11 protein-coding genes, 1 tRNA gene and 2 pseudogenes are annotated in these 16,435 nt (G+C 68.9%); 3 read left to right on the top strand and 11 right to left on the bottom strand.

Annotated elements, in window-relative coordinates; all coding sequences use genetic code 11:
- Window positions 1–18 precede the first annotated feature (18 nt).
- From AC07OY_RS18060 to apbC, 11 genes and pseudogenes are all read right to left on the bottom strand, one after another.
- Window positions 19–114: transfer RNA gene (locus tag AC07OY_RS18060), tRNA-Sec, on the bottom strand.
- Entirely contained in the window at window positions 115–1,983 is a 1,869-nt protein-coding gene (gene selB / locus AC07OY_RS18055; protein ID WP_495043989.1) for a selenocysteine-specific translation elongation factor, read from the bottom strand. It abuts the tRNA gene before it with no gap.
- Complete coding sequence (selA, locus tag AC07OY_RS18050; RefSeq protein ID WP_495043988.1) at window positions 1,980–3,410, bottom strand: L-seryl-tRNA(Sec) selenium transferase; 1,431 nt, start codon at window positions 3,408–3,410, stop codon at window positions 1,980–1,982. Before selA ends, selB begins: the two co-directional genes overlap by 4 nt.
- On the bottom strand, window positions 3,410–4,426 hold the full coding sequence (fdhE, locus tag AC07OY_RS18045) for a formate dehydrogenase accessory protein FdhE (protein WP_495043987.1): 1,017 nt from the start codon (window positions 4,424–4,426) through the stop codon (window positions 3,410–3,412). Before fdhE ends, selA begins: the two co-directional genes overlap by 1 nt.
- Before the next feature lie 25 nt (window positions 4,427–4,451).
- Window positions 4,452–5,072, bottom strand: a complete 621-nt coding sequence (locus tag AC07OY_RS18040) for a formate dehydrogenase subunit gamma (RefSeq protein ID WP_495043986.1) — start codon at window positions 5,070–5,072, stop codon at window positions 4,452–4,454.
- Window positions 5,069–5,959: a formate dehydrogenase subunit beta gene (fdxH, locus tag AC07OY_RS18035; RefSeq protein WP_495043985.1), complete on the bottom strand. Its 891-nt coding sequence runs from the start codon at window positions 5,957–5,959 to the stop codon at window positions 5,069–5,071. The genes AC07OY_RS18040 and fdxH overlap by 4 nt, the downstream gene beginning before the upstream one ends.
- 8 nt (window positions 5,960–5,967) lie before the next feature.
- Window positions 5,968–9,096 carry a formate dehydrogenase-N subunit alpha gene (fdnG, locus tag AC07OY_RS18030; RefSeq protein WP_495043984.1) on the bottom strand — a complete coding sequence of 1,043 codons (3,129 nt, stop codon included), beginning with the start codon at window positions 9,094–9,096 and terminating at the stop codon, window positions 5,968–5,970.
- A gap of 135 nt (window positions 9,097–9,231) precedes the next feature.
- Window positions 9,232–9,909 (bottom strand): annotated as a pseudogene (locus AC07OY_RS18025) (P-loop NTPase); the annotation flags it as partial.
- A pseudogene (gene phnD / locus AC07OY_RS18020) lies at window positions 9,897–10,397 on the bottom strand (phosphate/phosphite/phosphonate ABC transporter substrate-binding protein); the annotation flags it as partial. The pseudogenes AC07OY_RS18025 and phnD, both read right to left, overlap by 13 nt.
- Before the next feature lie 83 nt (window positions 10,398–10,480).
- Complete coding sequence (locus AC07OY_RS18015) at window positions 10,481–11,212, bottom strand: PDZ domain-containing protein (RefSeq protein WP_495043983.1); 732 nt, start codon at window positions 11,210–11,212, stop codon at window positions 10,481–10,483.
- A complete protein-coding gene (apbC, locus tag AC07OY_RS18010; protein ID WP_495043982.1) occupies window positions 11,212–12,306 on the bottom strand; it encodes an iron-sulfur cluster carrier protein ApbC in 1,095 nt (364 codons plus the stop codon). Before apbC ends, AC07OY_RS18015 begins: the two co-directional genes overlap by 1 nt.
- Window positions 12,307–12,421: 115 nt before the next feature.
- On the opposite strand from apbC, the gene AC07OY_RS18005 reads away from it, so the two are divergent.
- The 3 genes from AC07OY_RS18005 to AC07OY_RS17995 all read left to right on the top strand — a co-directional run bounded on the left by AC07OY_RS18005 (window position 12,422) and on the right by AC07OY_RS17995 (window position 16,078).
- Complete coding sequence (locus AC07OY_RS18005) at window positions 12,422–13,315, top strand: DUF3034 family protein (protein ID WP_495043981.1); 894 nt, start codon at window positions 12,422–12,424, stop codon at window positions 13,313–13,315.
- 10 nt (window positions 13,316–13,325) lie between these two features.
- The gene (locus AC07OY_RS18000; RefSeq protein ID WP_495043980.1) at window positions 13,326–13,760 is read left to right on the top strand and encodes a group I truncated hemoglobin; all 435 of its coding nucleotides are present in this window, start codon (window positions 13,326–13,328) and stop codon (window positions 13,758–13,760) included.
- Between the two features lie 116 nt (window positions 13,761–13,876).
- Window positions 13,877–16,078 (top strand): TonB-dependent receptor plug domain-containing protein, encoded by a 2,202-nt coding sequence (locus AC07OY_RS17995; protein ID WP_495043979.1) that lies wholly within the window; start codon window positions 13,877–13,879, stop codon window positions 16,076–16,078.
- Window positions 16,079–16,435 lie beyond the last annotated feature (357 nt).

Raw genomic sequence — 16,435 nt, 5'->3', positions numbered from 1 at the left:
GCGCGGCTCCGCGGCGATTGGCGGAAGGGGGTGGGAGTCGAACCCACCCAGCGGCGCGTGGCGCCACCCACCGGGTTTGAAGCCCGGCCGACACACCGGTGTCGTTCCCCTTCCTCATGTCTGCATGCTTTCTGAAAACAAGGCGCTGTCTGCCCGCAGCCGGTGCTCATCGCCGACGCGGCGCAGCAGGCCGACGCGGTCGAAGTGCTCCAGGTGCTGGATGGCGCGCTTGCGACCGAGCTGCGTCGCGTCGCGGAAGCTGGCCGCCGTGACCTTGCCCTGGGCAGCGCCGATGCCGCGCGCGATGGCCGCAAGGCGCGCCATCGTCGGCGTGTCGCAATAGAGATCCTTGACGACCTGGTGCAGCTCGCCCTGCTGGGCCAGCCGCGCCAGCGTGGCGCGCAGCAGCGGTTCGGACTCGGCACAGTCGCGCGCCAGGTCGCGCGCCCAGGCGCCCTCGGCACCGGCTGCGGCCAGCCGTGGCGCGACCTTCTGCGCGATGCGCTGCTCCACGGCCGACAGCTGCACGCCGTGTGCGGGCAGGTGCACGAAGGCGCCACGCAGCGCGATGCGGCCGGCGGCGCGCAGGCCGGCGAGCAGCTCGCGCCACAGCGCCTCGGCGATGCGCGGCGCCACCAACCGGCGCAGGCGGGCGGCGTCAGGGCCGAGTTCGTCGGGTGCCTTGGCATGGAAGTCGGCCAGCGCGGCCAGCAGCTTGTCGGTCAGCGCCGCGCTGGCCGCCTCGCCCAGCGCCCAGCCCTGCTGGGGCTCGGCCAGCCCCTCGGCCTGGGCGAAGCGGGCCAGGTCCAGGCCCAGCGTCGACAGCGTCAGCAGCCGCTCGCGGCGGCGCGCGGCGCTGGGCAGCTCGCAGGCGGCCAGCTCCGCCAGGCGCTCGGGCGTGCGGCGGTAGCGCGTGGGTGCGAAGGGGTCGAGCACGACACCGCCCGCCACGGTGCGCGTGGCGCCGGCATCGCGCAGCACGAGGCGGTCGCCGCGCCAGGCGCCGACGGGGGCATGGCAGACGAGCTGCACGCGGGCCGAGGCGCCCGGCTCGATGGCCTCGCCGTCCAGCACGGCGACGCCGACCATCGCGCTTTGCGCGCCGAGGTGCAGGTGAAAGCGCGCGCCGGAGCGCAGCGGTCGGGCTTCGCCGGGCCAGAGGTGGATGCGGGCGTCCAGCCGCTCAGTGGTCAGCGCGACATGCGGCGCCGTCAGCCAAGCGCCGCGCGGCGCCTGCTCGCGCGCCAGGCCGGCCAGCGCGACGGCGCAACGCTGGCCGGCGCGGGCGCGCTCGACGGCCTGGTTCTGGGCATGCAGGCTGCGCACCCTCGCGCGGTGGCCCTGGATGGTCAGCTCGTCGCCGATGGCGATCTCGCCCGCGTGCAGGGTGCCGGTGACGACGGTGCCGACGCCGTCAAGGCTGAAGGCGCGGTCCACCGCGAGCCGCGCGGCCAGACCCTGGGTCGAGCGCGGCGGCGTGTGGCGGGCGGCGTCGAACAGCAGCTCGCGCAGCTCGGCCAGGCCCTGACCGGTGTGGGCCGAGACGGTGAGGATGGGCGCGGTGTCCAGCCCGGTGCCGGCCAGCAAAGCGCGGATCTCGCCCCGCAGCGCGTCGAGGCGCGCCGGCTCGGCGCGGTCGGCCTTGGTGATGGCGACGGCGCCGCGCGTCAGCCCGAGCAGGCTCAGCACGGCCAGGTGCTCGCGCGTCTGCGGCATGACGCCGTCGTCGGCGGCAACGAGCAGCAGCGCGAAGGCGATGCCACTGGCGCCGGCCAGCATGGTGTGGACGAGCTTCTCGTGGCCGGGCACGTCGATGAAGCCAATTCGTTCGCTGTGCTCCGGAACGTCGAGGTAGGCATAGCCCAGCTCGATGCTGATGCCGCGCGCCTTCTCCTCGGGCAGTCTGTCGGTGTCGACGCCGGTCAACGCGCGCACCAACGTCGTCTTGCCGTGGTCGATGTGGCCGGCCGTCCCGACGATCACGCCAGCTGCTCCTTCAGCGCGCCGAGTTGCGAGGTCAGCAGCGCGGGCTCCTCGAGGCAGCGCAGGTCCAGCAGCAGGCGGTCGTCCTTGATGCGGCCGATGACGGGGCGGGGCAACGCGCGCAGCGCCGTGACCAGGGCGTCCAGGGTGCGGCCGCGGCCGTCGGCTGCGGTCAGGGCCAGGCCGGCCGACGGCAGGCGCTCGACGGGCAGCGAGCCCGAGCCGATCTGGCTTTGCAGCACGACCACCTCGACGCTGAAGCGCGGCGCGACGGCTGCGGCGACGTCGGGCAGCAGTTGGCGCGCCAGCGCGGTGATCCGCTCCTGGGGGCGGGTCAGCAGGCGCAGCGTCGGCAGGTCCTGCACGAGGCGCTCGGGCCGCAGATACAGGCGCAGCGTCGCCTCCAGCGCGGCGAAGGGCAGCTTGGACAGGCGCAGGGCCCGCTTCATCGGGAACTTGCGGATGCGCTGGACGGCGGCCCTGCTGCCGACGATGAGGCCGGCCTGCGGGCCGCCCAGCAGCTTGTCGCCGCTGAAGGTCACGACATCGCAGCCCGCGGCCAGCATGGCTTGCGGCAGCGGCTCGGCGGGCAAACCCCATTTGGAGAGATCGACCAGCGCGCCGCTGCCGAGATCGGTCATCAGCGGCAGGCCGGCCGCGTGGGCGATGGGCGCCAGCGTGGCCTCGTCGACCGCCGCCGTGAAGCCCTGCACCTGGTAGTTGCTGGTGTGGACCTTGACGATGAGCCCGGTGCGCGGCGTGATGGCCTGCTGGTAGTCGCGCGGATGGGTGCGGTTGGTGGTGCCCACTTCCACCAGCGTGGCGCCGGCCGCGCTCATCACGTCGGGCATGCGGAAGGCTCCGCCGATCTCGACCAGCTCGCCGCGCGACACGATGGCCTCCTTGCCGCCGGCCAGCGCCGCGATGCCGAGCAGCACGGCGGCAGCATTGTTGTTGACGACGGTGGCCGCCTCGGCGCCGGTCAGCTCGCAGAGCAGGCCTTCGATGAGGTCGTCACGGTCGCCACGCGCGCCGGCGGCAAGGTCGAACTCCAGGTTGTTGGGCTCGCCCATCAGCGCCAGCACCTGCTGCAGCGCCGCGTCGGCCAGCAGGGAACGGCCGAGGTTGGTGTGGATGACGGTGCCGGTCAGGTTGATGACGGCCTGCATGCGCGGGCGCAGCCGCTGCTGCACGCGCGCGGTCAGTTGCGCCTGCAGCGCGGCCAGGCTCACGGCCTGCGGCGCCAGCTCGCCGGCCAGCGCGCGGATGCGCAGCGCGTCCAGCAGCGCCCTCGCCTCGCCGGCCACCAGCGTGTGGCCGTGCTCGGCCAGCAGCGCCTCGCAGTGGCGCAGCAGCTTGTCGGTCGAGGGCAGGTCCTTGGGGGCTGCCTTCGAGCCGTGAACCACGGACTCGGGAGGCGGGGCCATCAGGGACTCCCGGGCGGGTCGGGCGGCGGGCCGTCGGGGTCGCCGAACAGCAGCAGCAGGTTGACGCCGTGGCGGCGCAGCCCGGTCTCGGACACCAGCAGGTCCAGCGTGACGCTGGCGAGGTCGTCGGCCAGCGGCTCGACGAAGGGGTCGCGCTCGGTGTGCACGATCTTGAGGTAATGGCCGCAGTCGCCGCAGGTCTCGGCCTGCACGGCGGCGGCGTTGGCGGGCGCGTCGCCGTCCAGCGCCTGCAGCGATTCATAGGCCAGCTTCAGCCCCGACAGGCAGTGCGGGCACTGGATGCGCACCATATGCCATTCGCTGGCACACAGCGAGCAGTGCAGATAGCGCTGGCCGGCCACGTCCGCCACCTGGCGGGTGATGCTGGCGATGGGCCGGCTGGCGCAGCAGGGGCACAGGGTCTCGTCCTCGGTCAGCGCGAAGGCCGGCTGGCCGGGCTGGTCGAAGCGAGCCGCGGTGCGCTGCACCAGGGCAGTCCAGTAGACCTGCAGGGCCGCGGCGACCAGTGGGGCGGCGGCCAGGTCCAGGCCGCGCATGACGCCGGTCAGCAGGCAGTCGGCCTGGGTCTCCAGCGTGTCGGCATCGGCCGCGCGCAGGGCCCGCAGCGTTGGCTGCACCGCGGCCGGCGCGCGTGGGCCCAGCGTGTCGACCAGATCGCGCAGCAGGGCATGCCAGGCCGGGTCGCGCTCCCAGTCGGCGGCCGACAGCGGCGGACGCCCCACGGCGCGAGCGGCGGCGATGCTGGAGGCGCTGGGCAGCGGCAGCTCGCCGACGCGGGCCAGCACCTGCTGCTGGGCCTGGGCCAGGTCGGCCATGAAGATCAGGAAGTCGCGCATCGCATGGCCGGCGGCCAGCTGGCGCAGGCGCAGCGCGCGTTCGGCGAACAGCGTCGCGCCCGCGGGCAGGCGCAGGGGCGGCGGGGCGGCGCCACCGGCCCGGGCCGAGATCTCCTCGGGCGACATCAGCTTGATGGTGGCCTGCGTACCTCCCGTCATTCGCTCTCCTCTCCCGCCTGCTGCGTCACTTGCCGTCGCGCGTCACTTCCGCGTGCCACAGCGGATGGTTCTTGCGGGCCCAGGCCTCGCTGACCGTGCCGCGCGTCATCGCGCGTATGGTGCCCTTGACCCAGATGGCCGCATAGATGTGGATGATGACCGCAAGGATCAGCAGCGTGGCCGCCACCGCATGCAGCAGCGCGCCGAGGCGCACGCCGTCAATCGGCAGCAGGTGGGCGAACCACGGGCGCCAGAACATGAAGCCGGTGATCAGCAGCACGGCCAGGCTCCACACCAGCATCCAGAACACCAGCTTCTGGCCGTAGTTGTAGCGGCCCACCGGCGGCAGGCCCTCCTTGCGGCCCTGCAGCATGTCGCCCATGCGGGCTTTCCAGGCCTGGTCGGCGTCGGTGATGCGGTTGTGGCGGGCCAGCTTCAGCATCATGGGCACGAAGCACAGCACCATGGCCAGGCCGATGAAGGGGTGCAGGATGCGCGCCCACGCGCCACCGCCGAACAGGTTGGACAGGAAGAACAGGGCCGGGTGGTAGAAGGCCAGGCCCGACAGGCCGGCGAGGAAGAACAGCAGCGCGACCAGCCAGTGGTTCATGCGCTCGCCGTCTTCATAGCGCTTGAGCAGCTTCATGAGGCCTCCTTCTCGTCGGATTTCTCATCTGACTTCTCGTCCGACTCGACCGGGCCCACCTTCATGTAGTGGAAGAAGCCGGCCACCACCGCGCCGATCATGCCGGCCACCGCCAGCGGCTTGGCCACGCCCTTCCACAGCGACACCATGGGGCTGATGCTGGGGTTGGCGGGCAGGCCTTCCAGGCCCGGCTGGTCAGCATGCTTGAGCACATACATCACATGGGTGCCGCCGACGCCCTGCGGGTTGTAGAGCCCGGCGTTCTGGAAGCCGCGCTCCTTCAGCTCGCCGGCGCGCTTGTCGCCGTAGGCCACCATGTCGTCCTTGGTGCCGAAGCTGATGGCGCCGGTCGGACAGGTCTTCACGCAGGCCGGCTCCAGGCCCACGCCGACGCGGTCGGAGCACAGCGTGCACTTGTAGGCCTTGTTGTCCTTCTTGCTGATGCGCGGCACGTCGAAGGGGCAGCCGGACACGCAGTAGCCGCAGCCTATGCAGTTCTCGGAGATGAAGTCGACGATGCCGTTGGCGTACTTGACGATGGCGCCCGGTGCCGGGCAGGCCTTCAGGCAGCCCGGGTCCTCGCAGTGCATGCAGCCGTCCTTGCGGATCAGCCACTCGAGGTTGCCCTCCTTGGGTTCGACCTCGAAGAAGCGCATCAGCGTCCACGAGGTCGGGCTGAGGTCGGCCGGGTTGTCGTAGACGCCGATGTTGTCGCCGACCTCGTCGCGCAGGTCGTTCCAGTTCATGCAGGCGACCTGGCAGGCCTTGCAGCCTATGCACTTGCTTTCGTCGATGAGCTTGGCGACCTGGGGCGTGGAACGCACCGAGGGGCTGGGGGTCGTCGTGGCCGATCGGGCGACCACGTCCTGGCTTTGCAGACTAGACATGGTTCACCTCAGACTTTCTCGATGTTGACGAGGAAGGCCTTGAACTCCGGCGTCTGCGAGTTCGCGTCGCCCACATAGGGGGTCAGCGCATTCGCGAGATAGCCGTTGTTCGTCACGCCCTTGAAGCCCCAGTGGATGGGGATGCCGACGTGGTGCACCTTCTTGCCGTTGACGTCCAGCGCCCGCATGCGCTTGGTCACCACGCAGGCCGCGACGACCTCGCCGCGGTTGCTGCGCACCTTGACCTTGTCGCCCTGCTTGATGCCCTTCTCCCTGGCCAGCTCCTCGCCGATCTCGACGAAGGCCGAGGGCTGCACGATGGCATTGCTGCGCGCATGCTTGGTCCAGAAGTGCTGGTGCTCGGTGAGGCGGTAGGTGGTGGCCGCGTAAGGGAACTCCTCCTTCTTGCCAAAGGCCTCCAGGTCGCCCTTGAACACACGGGCCGCCGGGTTGGAGACGGCCTTGGGGTTGGTGGGGCACATCAGGTTGACGCCCACCGGCGTCTCGAAGGGCTCGTAGTGCTCGGGGAAGGGCCCCTCGTTCATGCCGACCGCGTGCAAGCGGGCCACGCCCTCGGGGTTCATGATGAAGGCGCCCACGCCCAGCTCGGGCGCCGCGTCGGGCCGCATGTCGGGCACGTCGGCGCCGCCCGCCCAGCTCGTGCCGTTCCAGGCCAGGTATTTGCGGCTCGGGTCCCAGGGCTTGCCGTCCTTGTCGGCGCTGGCGCGGTTGTAGAGGATGCGCCGATTGGCCGGCCACGCAAAGCCCCAGTTGGGGAAGACGCCCAGGCCGGTCGGGTCGGCCGTGTCGCGCCGCGCGGTCAGGTTGCCGGCCTGGCTCCAGCAGCCGGCGTAGATCCAGTTGCCGCAGCTGGTCGTGCCGTCGTCGCGCAGCATCGCGAAGGCGGGCAACTGCTCGCCGGCCTTCAGGATGGGTTGCGGCGGCGCAGCGCCAGGAGCCGGTGCAGGCGCGGGGATGGGCTTGCCCTTGGCGTCGAGCTGCGGCGCCGGCACCGGCGGCATCAGGTCGGCCAGCGCCTTGCCGTTGATCTCGCGCAGCACCTCGGACGGGTTGGGCACGTTGGCATTGATATACGGCCAGGCCAGCGCCGCGATGGGCTCGGGCAGCGTGCCGCCGTCCTTGGCGTACATGGCGCGCAGCTTGACAAAGAGGCGGGCCATGATTTCCGAGTCGGTCTTGGCCTCGCCCGGCGGGTCGACGGCCTTCTCCTTCCAGCTGATGACGCGGCTGGAGTTGGTGAAGGAGCCGGTCTCCTCGGCGAAGCAACTGGTCGGGAAGCGGAACACCTCGGTCGCGATCTTGGCCGGATCGACGTCGTTCAGCGGGCCGTAGTTCTTCCAGAACTCGCTGGTCTCGGTCTCCAGCGGGTCCATGATGACCAGGTACTTCAGCTTGGCAAACGCCACCGACAGCTTCTTCTTGTTGGGCACGGCCGCCAGCGGGTTGAAGCCCTGGCAGATGAAGCCGTTGACCTTGCCCTGGTGCATGCGCTCGAAGAGGGCCAGCACGTCGTAGCCGGTGTCGCGCTTGGGCAGCCAGTCGTAGGCGAAGTCGTTTTCCTTGGTGGCCGCCGCGCCGTAGTAGGCCTTCATCAGGCTGGTGTGCCACTTCGGGAAGTTCTGCGTGAACGCCATCTGGTTGGGGCGCAGCGCCTTGCCGGTGCGCGTCTTCAGATAGGTCTCGCGGTCGACGTCGGCGTCGGTGGGTGAGCTCAGATAGCCCGACAGCACCTCGGAGTAGGCGCACATGTCGGTGATGCCCTGCACATTGGCATGCCCGCGCAGCGCGTTGATGCCGCCGCCCGGCCGGCCCATATTGCCCAGCAGCAGCTGGATCATGGCCATGGTGCGGATGTTCTGCGAGCCCACCGAGTGCTGGGTCCAGCCGAGGGCGTAGCAGATGGTCATGACCTTGTCCGCCGTGGCCGTGCCGGCGATCAGCTCGGCGACCTTGAGGAACTGGTCCTGGGGCGTGCCGGTGATCTTGCTGACCAGCTCGGGCGTGTAGCGGGCGTAGTGCTTCTTCATCTGCTGGAAGACGCACTGCGGGTCCTGCAGCGTGTCGTCCACCTTCACATAGCCGTCCTCGCCCAGCTGGTAGCCCCAGCTGGCCTTGTCGTAGCTGCGCTTGTCGGCGTTGTAGCCGCTGAAGAAGCCGTCCTCGAACTTGAAGTCGGGTTTGGTCAGGAAGCTCGCGTCGGTGTTGAGCTTGACGTAGTCCAGATGGACCTTGCCCTGGCCCAGCATGTAGTTGATGACGCCGCCCAGGAAGGCGATGTCGGTGCCGACACGGATGGGCGCGTAGTAGTCGGCCACGGCGGCCGAGCGCGTGAAGCGCGGGTCGACGACGACCAGCTTGGCCTTGCGCTGCTGCATGGCCTCCACCACCCACTTGAAGCCGCAGGGGTGGGCTTCGGCGGCATTGCCGCCCATGATGAGGACGAGATCAGCGTTCTTGATATCCGTCCACGAGTTGGTCATCGCTCCGCGACCGAAAGTCGGGCCCAGACTGGACACCGTCGGTGCGTGTCAGATGCGCGCCTGCGTGTCCAGGGAGACCATCCCCAGACCGCGAGCGATCTTGACGCTCAGATAACCGGATTCGTTGGAGGAAGCGGAAGAGATCAGGAAGCCCGTCGAGTTCCAGCGGTTGACGGTGACGCCCTTGTCATTGGTCTTGACGAGGTTGGCATCGCGGTCGGCCTTCATGTGCTTGGCCACGCGGGTCAGCGCCTCGTCCCAGGAGATGCGCTTCCAGTCGTTGCTGCCGGCCTCGCGCACCGCCGGGTATTTGACACGGTTGGGGCTCTGGATCATGTCCAGCACGCCGGCGCCCTTGGGGCAGAGCGTGCCGCGATTGACCGGGTGGTCCGGGTCGCCCTCGACGTGCAGGATGGTCGACTTGACGTTCTTCGCCTTGTCGCCCAGCGTGTACATGATCAATCCGCAGCTGACCGAGCAATACGGGCAGGTGCTGCGGGTCTCGGTGGTCCGGGCGAGTTTGAAGTGACGCGTCTCGGCCAGGGCGGCCGTGGGCGAGAAACCCAGCGCGACGAGACTGGACGCTGCCAGCCCCGCACCACTCACCCGGAAGAACTGCCTCCGGTGCATGTCCATGCGGCTGTCTCCTGCGGGCCCCGCCCGCTTGTTGTGCAGGAACGAATCCAACCGGCGCCCGTCATTGGCCGCCGTGGTCCGATTTCTTCACAAGGGGAGGCGCTTGTCCAATCAGGACATACCAGGGGACGCCCGTCAGGTGGACTTGGAGATGGAGATGCTCGGGAACTTGGCCGAATAGTCCTTGCCCTGGGCGGCGATCTTGGCGGCGACCTTGCGGGCCAGGGCCTTGTAAAGATTCGCGATCTCACCGTCAGGCTCCGCGGCGACGGTGGGCGTGCCGGAGTCGGCCTGGGCGCGGATGCTCATGGCCAGCGGCAGCGAGGCCAGCAGCTCGGTGCCGTACTGGGCCGCCATCTTCTGGCCGCCCTCGGCGCCGAAGATGTGCTCGGCATGGCCGCAGTGGCTGCAGATGTGCACCGCCATGTTCTCGACGATGCCGAGGATGGGGATGCCCACCTTCTCGAACATCTTCAGGCCCTTCTTGGCATCGATGAGGGCGATGTCCTGGGGCGTGGTCACGATGACGGCCCCGGTCACGGGCACGCGCTGCGAGAGGGTCAGCTGGATGTCGCCGGTGCCGGGCGGCATGTCGACGATGAGGTAGTCGAGCTCGCGCCAGTTGGTCTGGCGCAGCAGCTGCTCCAGAGCCTGGGTGGCCATGGGGCCGCGCCAGATCATGGCCTGGTCGTCCTCGACGAGGAAGCCGATGGAGTTGACCTGCAGGCCATGGGCGATGTGGGGCTCCATGGTCTGGCCGTCGTGCGAGTCGGGGCGGCCGCTGGCGCCCAGCATCAGCGGCTGGCCACCGCCGCGATGGTGGCGTCATGCGCGCCGCTGAAGGCGACGCGCTTGAGGTCGGCGTCGGGGTTGACCTTGGCGGCCAGCAGGAAGCTGCGCGGCATCAGATGACCCGAGGTGCTGCTCTGCGAGCCGAAGGACAGGGTCTTGCCCTTCAGGTCCTCGAGCTTGTTGATGCCGCTCTTGGCGTCGGTGATGAAGACCGAGCGGAACTTCTCGTCCTCCTCGCGCTGCACCAGGGGCACGACCCTGCCGCCCGAGCGCACGTTGGCCTGCACGAAGGTGAAGCCACCGAACCAGGCCAGGTCGACCTTCTTGTTGACCAGGATCTCCACGGCCGCGGCGTAGTCGGTCACCGGCGTCCACTCGACCTTCATGCCGAGCTTGCTCTCCAGGTACTGGCCCAGCGGCGCGAACTTGCGCGCCAGCTCGGTGGGCGACTCGTCGGGAATGGCCGTCACGCGCAGCACCTGCTGGGCCTGGGCGGCAGCGGCAAGCAATGCAAAGCCGGCGCAGAGCGCAAGCCGTCACAACAATTTCATATCTGGATCTCCAGAAGATACTGGCTACGAGCGGGTTCGGATCACTGCAAGGATTGCTGCAGGATTGGCGTAACGTTCAGCTTGAGCAGTTGATTGCTTCGCCGGACTTGCAACAGCATCGGCTGCCCGGGCTTGGCGTCGAGGATTTGGAGCATGACGTCGGAGAGTCTCGGCGTGAGCTGACCGCCGACCGACTCGATCACGTCTCCAATCGCCAGCCCCGCAGTCTCGGCCGACGACGATGGAAAGATCTGGAGGATGCGAACTCCATCGTCAAACGCCAGACGAACGCCGATGCTGTTACGCGGGCCTTCACCGATCAGCAGCAAGCGGGAGGTCAGCGCATCGTCCTGGCCGGTGGCGTCGCCCCTCTCGGGCATGCCCACGACGCGCCGCAAACTGACCGACGCCAGCGACTCCAGCATCCCCTGGCACAGCGGCCGCAATTCTTCGGCTGGCCCTTGAGCCAACCTGTCGGCGAATGGATTGCTGACATCAAGACGGAATGAGAGCCCGCGCGGCCAGATGTCCTGGTTCCTGTCGACCAGGCTGCGAACCGCCCGTTCGAAGTCCACCTTGGTTGCCGGCATCGCTCGGACACATGCGCTCGCCATGCTCTCCATCATCGTCAACCCACCTCCTTGCGCACAAGCGTGGCCAGCAGCCAGTGCCAATGACGCCGATGCAGTCCAGCGCGCAAGTGTTATGGCCCCTTTCTTGCGAGCCGTCTGAGTGAGTTGCCTCTCGACACCTGAGAGCAGGTCGCGTGTCATCAGCTGTTCTTGGAGATGGAAATGGTCGGGAACTTGGACGAATAGTCCTTGCCCTGGGCGGCGATCTTGGCGGCCACCTTGCGAGCCAGGGCCTTGTACAGCGCAGCGACGTCGCCATCAGGCTCGGCAGCGACCGTCGGCGTGCCGGAGTCGGCCTGGGCGCGGATGCTCATGGCCAGCGGCAGCGAGGCCAGCAGCTCGGTGCCGTACTGGGCCGCCATCTTCTGGCCGCCCTCGGCGCCGAAGATGTGCTCGGCATGGCCGCAGTGGCTGCAGATGTGCACCGCCATGTTCTCGACGATGCCGAGGATGGGGATGCCCACCTTCTCGAACATCTTCAGGCCCTTCTTGGCATCGATGAGGGCGATGTCCTGGGGCGTGGTCACGATGACGGCCCCGGTCACGGGCACGCGCTGCGAGAGGGTCAGCTGGATGTCGCCGGTGCCGGGCGGCATGTCGACGATGAGGTAGTCCAGCTCCTGCCAGCGGGTCTGGCGCAGCAGCTGCTCCAGGGCCTGGGTGGCCATGGGGCCGCGCCAGATCATGGCCTGGTCGTCCTCGACGAGGAAACCGATGGAGTTCACCTGCAGGCCATGGGCGACATGCGGCTCCATGGTCTGGCCGTCGTGAGACTCGGGGCGGCCGCTGGCGCCCAGCATCAGCGGCTGGCTGGGGCCGTAGACGTCGGCATCCAGCACGCCCACGCGGGCACCCTCGGCCGCCAGGGCCAGGGCCAGGTTGGCGGCCGTGGTGCTCTTGCCCACGCCACCCTTGCCCGAGGCGACGGCGATGATGTTCTTGACACCCGCCAGCAGCTGCACGCCGCGCTGCACGGCATGGGCGACGATCTGGGTCGTGATGGTCACGTTGACCTGGCCAACGCCGGGCAGGCTCTGGGCCGCGGCCGAGAGGGCCGCGCGCAAGGCGGCATGCTGGCTGGCAGCCGGATAGCCCAGTTCGACCGCGATGGCGACGTCGGCGCCTTCGACCTTGACCGACTTGATGGCCTTGGCCTCGCCCAGGGAACGGCCGCAGCCGGGGTCGACGACGGCTTGCAGCAGGGGTTGAAGCTGGGCTTCGGAGATCGCGGTCATGGCAGGGAACAGTTCACGGAATACAGGGTGAGCAGTCTAGCCCCGGGGCGTTTGCATCCAGTTGCGGGGCTTTCTGCGTAGAGTGGGGCGGCCCTGCCTTGCCGCCGGAGAATCCATGCGCCGTTTCGCCCCCTTGCTCGTCCTTTCCCTGCTCAGCGCCCCTGCCCTGGCCCAGTCTGGCGGCAAGCTGCTGCTGACCGGCGGCGTGTCCAGCATCGACGGCGCGGCCGGCGGCGGCCTGACACCCTGGGCCGTGACGGGCAGCTACGCCACGGCCGGCGAGGTCGGCGCCACTGCCTTCATCACCCGCGCCAAGACCGACAACTACGGCCTGCTGACCTATGGCGCCACCGTCGGCATCCACGACCGCGTCGAGGTCTCGCTGGCCAAGCAGGACTTCGACACCGAGAGCAATCTCGCGCCCCTGGGCCTGGACGGCCTGCACCTGAAGCAGCGCATCCTTGGCGTCAAGGTCCGCCTGGCCGGCGACGCCGTGCTGGACAGCGACACGCTGATGCCGCAGATCGCCATCGGCCTGGAGCACAAGAAGACCCAGGCCGGCAACCTCGGCCCCACCCTCTTCGGCCCGCTGGGTGCCAAGGACTCGGGCACCGACTTCTATGCCAGCGCCACCAAGCTCTTCCTGGCCGACGGCGTCCTCGTCAACCTGACGCTGCGCGCCACCAAGGCCAACCAGAACGGCCTGCTGGGCTTTGGCGGCGCCCAGGGCAAGGGCTATCGCCTGCAGCCCGAGTTCTCGGTGGCCAAGCTGCTGGCCAAGAACCTGGCCATCGGCTTCGAGTTCCGCGCCAAGCCCGACAACCTGAACAGCTCCGTCCTCGGCGCCGGCGCGCTGAAGGAGGACGACTGGAAGGACGTCTTCATCGCCTGGGCGCCCAGCAAGCATGTCTCGCTGACGGCCGCCTGGGTGGACCTCGGCCGCATCGCCCCGGCCGTGCAGCCCAGGCGCCAGACGGGCAGCTATCTGTCCGCACAGTTCGCGCTCTGAAGGAAACGCCATGCGCCTGATCACCCTCACCGCCCTGCTGCTGGCCAGCGCCTGCGCCCTGGCGCAGACATCGCCGGCCAACGACAGCGTCTACCAGGCCTGGGGCGGCAAGGCCGGCATCCGCGCCGTCATGGACGACTTCGTGCCGCGCCTGTTCGCCGACCCGCGCACGGCGCCCTTCTTCAGCAAGACCAACCGCGAGAACCTGACCGCCCAGCTGACCGAGCAGCTCTGCCAGGAGGCCGGCGGCCCCTGCGTCTACCAGGGCGTGCCGATGAAGCTGGTGCACCAGGACCTGGAAATCCGCCGCCGCGACTTCAATGCGCTGGTGGAGATCCTGCAGCAGTCCATGGACGCCAAGGGCATCCCCTTCGCCGCCCAGAACGGCATGCTGGCGCGCCTGGCCCCCATGCACCGGGACATCGTCACGGCGGCGAGCCCTTAGTTCTGTTGGCAGGTCAGCAGCCTCGGTAAAGAAAGCTTTCGTTCACCGCGCCGCCACAAGCGCGCGCGCCAGCCATGGCAAGCTGGCGGGTTATGCATTCCTTCCGACTCACGGCGGTGACTGCGCTGCTGGCCTGCGGCCTGCCCGCAGCCTTCGCCCAGACCAGCCCCCAGCCGCCCGAGGCTGCGGCCTCCGCGCCGGTGGCTCGCCCTGCGCCCAAGCCGACCGATGCCCGCTCCGAGCAGCTCAAGCGCGTCGAGATCAGCGGCACGGCCAGCGATGAATCCATCCGCCGCGCCTCCACCGCCAGCAAGATCGTCATCACCCGCGAGGAGATCGAGAAGTTCGGCGATGCCACCGTCGGCGAGGTGCTCAAGCGCCTTCCCGGCGTGACCACCGGCGGCCGCCCGGGCCGTGGCGGCGACGTGCGCATGCGCGGCATGGGCGGCGGCTACACCCAGATCCTCGTCAACGGCGAGCGCATGCCGCCCGGCTTCTCGCTGGACCAGCTGCCGCCCGAGCAGGTCGAGCGCATCGAGGTGCTGCGCGCGCCGACCGCCGAGTACGGCACCCGCGCCATGGCCGGCACCATCAATGTCGTGCTGCGCGAGGCGCTGAAGAAGCGCCTCAACGAGTTCCGCGCCGGCTTCGGCACGGAGCGCGGCAAGCTCAGCCCCGGCATCAGCTGGAGCCGCAACGACGGCTTCGGCGACGGCCATGCCTACAACCTCAGCCTGAACGCGATGCGCGGCGAACGCATCGACGACATCACCAGCGACACGCTGACCCGCACGCTGGCCACCGGCAACGAGCTGCTGCAGACCTCGCGCGGCCGCAACGACGAAACCCGCCAGGGCATCAACCTCACCGGCCGCGTCCAGCTCAAGCTGAGCGCCACCGACAGCCTGGCCATCCAGCCCTTCATCGTCGCGAACAAGTCCGAGACGAATGCCAGCATCCTGCGCACCAACGACAGCTACGACCGCGCCGACACGCAGAGCGACAACCGCTTCTCGATGGCACGGCTGAATGCGCAATGGCAGACCCGCCCGAGCAGCGCCACCCGGATCGAGCTGCGCGGCGGTGCGGGCCGGGTCTCGGGCAACAGCCACAGCCTGCGCCAGGAGACCGGCGCCATCAATCGCACGCAGCAGGACAGCACGGACAGCAGCGGCCGCAACTGGAACCTCGTCGGCAAGCTGTCGCGCAGCCTGGAGAACGACCACAGCCTGGTGTTCGGCCTCGAGGGTGAAGGCAACACCCAGCATCAGAACCGCGTCACGCTGGTGAACGGCGCGCCGCAGGTCGGCCTGGGCGACTTCGGCGACGACCTCGACGCCTCCGCCACGCGCTTCTCCGCCTACGCCCAGGATGAATGGAATGTCGGCAAGCAGTGGGACTTCTACGCCGGCCTGCGCTGGGAGGGCATCAAGACCGAGAGCAGCGCGGCCAACTATGCAGTCAGCAACAACTCCAGCGTGTTCACGCCGCTGGCGCACGCCCGCTACAAGCTCGACCCGACCGGCAAGCAGTCCATCCGCGCCAGCCTGACGCGCAGCTACCGCAGCCCGCAGGTCCAGGACCTGATCGCCCGCCCCAGCATCAACGCCCAGGTTCCTCACCAGGCCAACACGCCCGACCGCGCCGGCAATCCCGACCTCAAGCCCGAACTGGCCACCGGTTTCGAGATCGGCTATGAGAAATACCTCAGCAAGGGCGGGCTGCTCAGCGCCAACTTCTTCGCGCGCCGCATCACCAACCTGATGCGCAACGTGACCGACCTGGAGACGGTGCCCTGGAGCCCCACGCCGCGCTGGGTCTCGCGGCCCCGCAACATCGGCAAGGCCAGCACGGCCGGCCTGGAGCTGGAAGCCAAGTTCCGCCTGGACGAATACTTCGACGAGGCCCTGCCCATCAGCATCCGCAGCAACCTCAGCGTCTTCCGGTCCAAGGTCGAGGACATCCCCGGCCCCAACAACCGCCTGGACGCCCAGCCCAAGGCCACGGCCAACCTGGGCTTTGACTACCGGCTGCGCTCTGTGCCGCTGTCCATCGGCGCCTCGCTGAACTGGACACCGTCCTCGGTCATCCAGCAGTCGGTGCTGACCGAGGTGACGACCAGCCGCAAGCTGGTCACCGACGCCTTCGCGCTGTGGAACTTCACGCCCGAGCAGTCGCTGCGCCTGTCGGCCAGCAACATGACGCCGCTGGACTACTCCACGGGCAGCGTCATCACGACCAATGAGCAGATCATCACCAGCAACAGCGGGGGGCCGAGCTATACGCAGTGGCAGTTGAGGTGGGAGATCAAGATTTGAGCGTGTCTGGTGGGTTGCTTTCTCGTGGAGCGTGTCTGATCGCTGCATTGCCGGGAGTCCGTCCCGGCGGCCGGGTAACTTTCTTCTGCAGGGCCAGAAGAAAGTCACCAAAGAAGAGGCCCTGAACCGCACGCGAGCATCACGCCACCATCAGCGGCGCGCGAGAACGCCCACCGTCACTTCAGGCAGATGCGAACCGCTGCGCTCTCGCGTCTGACTTGGCAGCGGCAGCGCGCATCGCCGCATCGCACCTGTTAACGCGCGGCTGCACGCCGTGCTCACGAGTTGAAAGCCAAATGCAGCGTCGCTCGGGCGACGCGGCTGTTCGGTATTCCTTGATGAGCCCGGCGTGCAGCC

This window comes from Roseateles sp. GW821-FHT09H10 (assembly GCF_059415865.1).
The sequence above is the reverse complement of the archived record's forward strand: the minus strand, read 5'-3'. Positions and strand labels throughout refer to the sequence as shown.

What these genes read in the sequence shown, in the direction of transcription:
- selA (WP_495043988.1), bottom strand. Translation starts at nt 3,410, where the DNA reads ATGGCCCCGCCTCCCGAGTCCGTGGTTCACGGCTCGAAGGCAGCCCCC.
- fdhE (WP_495043987.1), bottom strand. Translation starts at nt 4,426, where the DNA reads ATGACGGGAGGTACGCAGGCCACCATCAAGCTGATGTCGCCCGAGGAG.
- AC07OY_RS18040 (WP_495043986.1), bottom strand. Translation starts at nt 5,072, where the DNA reads ATGAAGCTGCTCAAGCGCTATGAAGACGGCGAGCGCATGAACCACTGG.
- fdxH (WP_495043985.1), bottom strand. Translation starts at nt 5,959, where the DNA reads ATGTCTAGTCTGCAAAGCCAGGACGTGGTCGCCCGATCGGCCACGACG.
- AC07OY_RS18015 (WP_495043983.1), bottom strand. Translation starts at nt 11,212, where the DNA reads ATGACACGCGACCTGCTCTCAGGTGTCGAGAGGCAACTCACTCAGACG.
- apbC (WP_495043982.1), bottom strand. Translation starts at nt 12,306, where the DNA reads ATGACCGCGATCTCCGAAGCCCAGCTTCAACCCCTGCTGCAAGCCGTC.
- AC07OY_RS18005 (WP_495043981.1), top strand. Translation starts at nt 12,422, where the DNA reads ATGCGCCGTTTCGCCCCCTTGCTCGTCCTTTCCCTGCTCAGCGCCCCT.
- AC07OY_RS18000 (WP_495043980.1), top strand. Translation starts at nt 13,326, where the DNA reads ATGCGCCTGATCACCCTCACCGCCCTGCTGCTGGCCAGCGCCTGCGCC.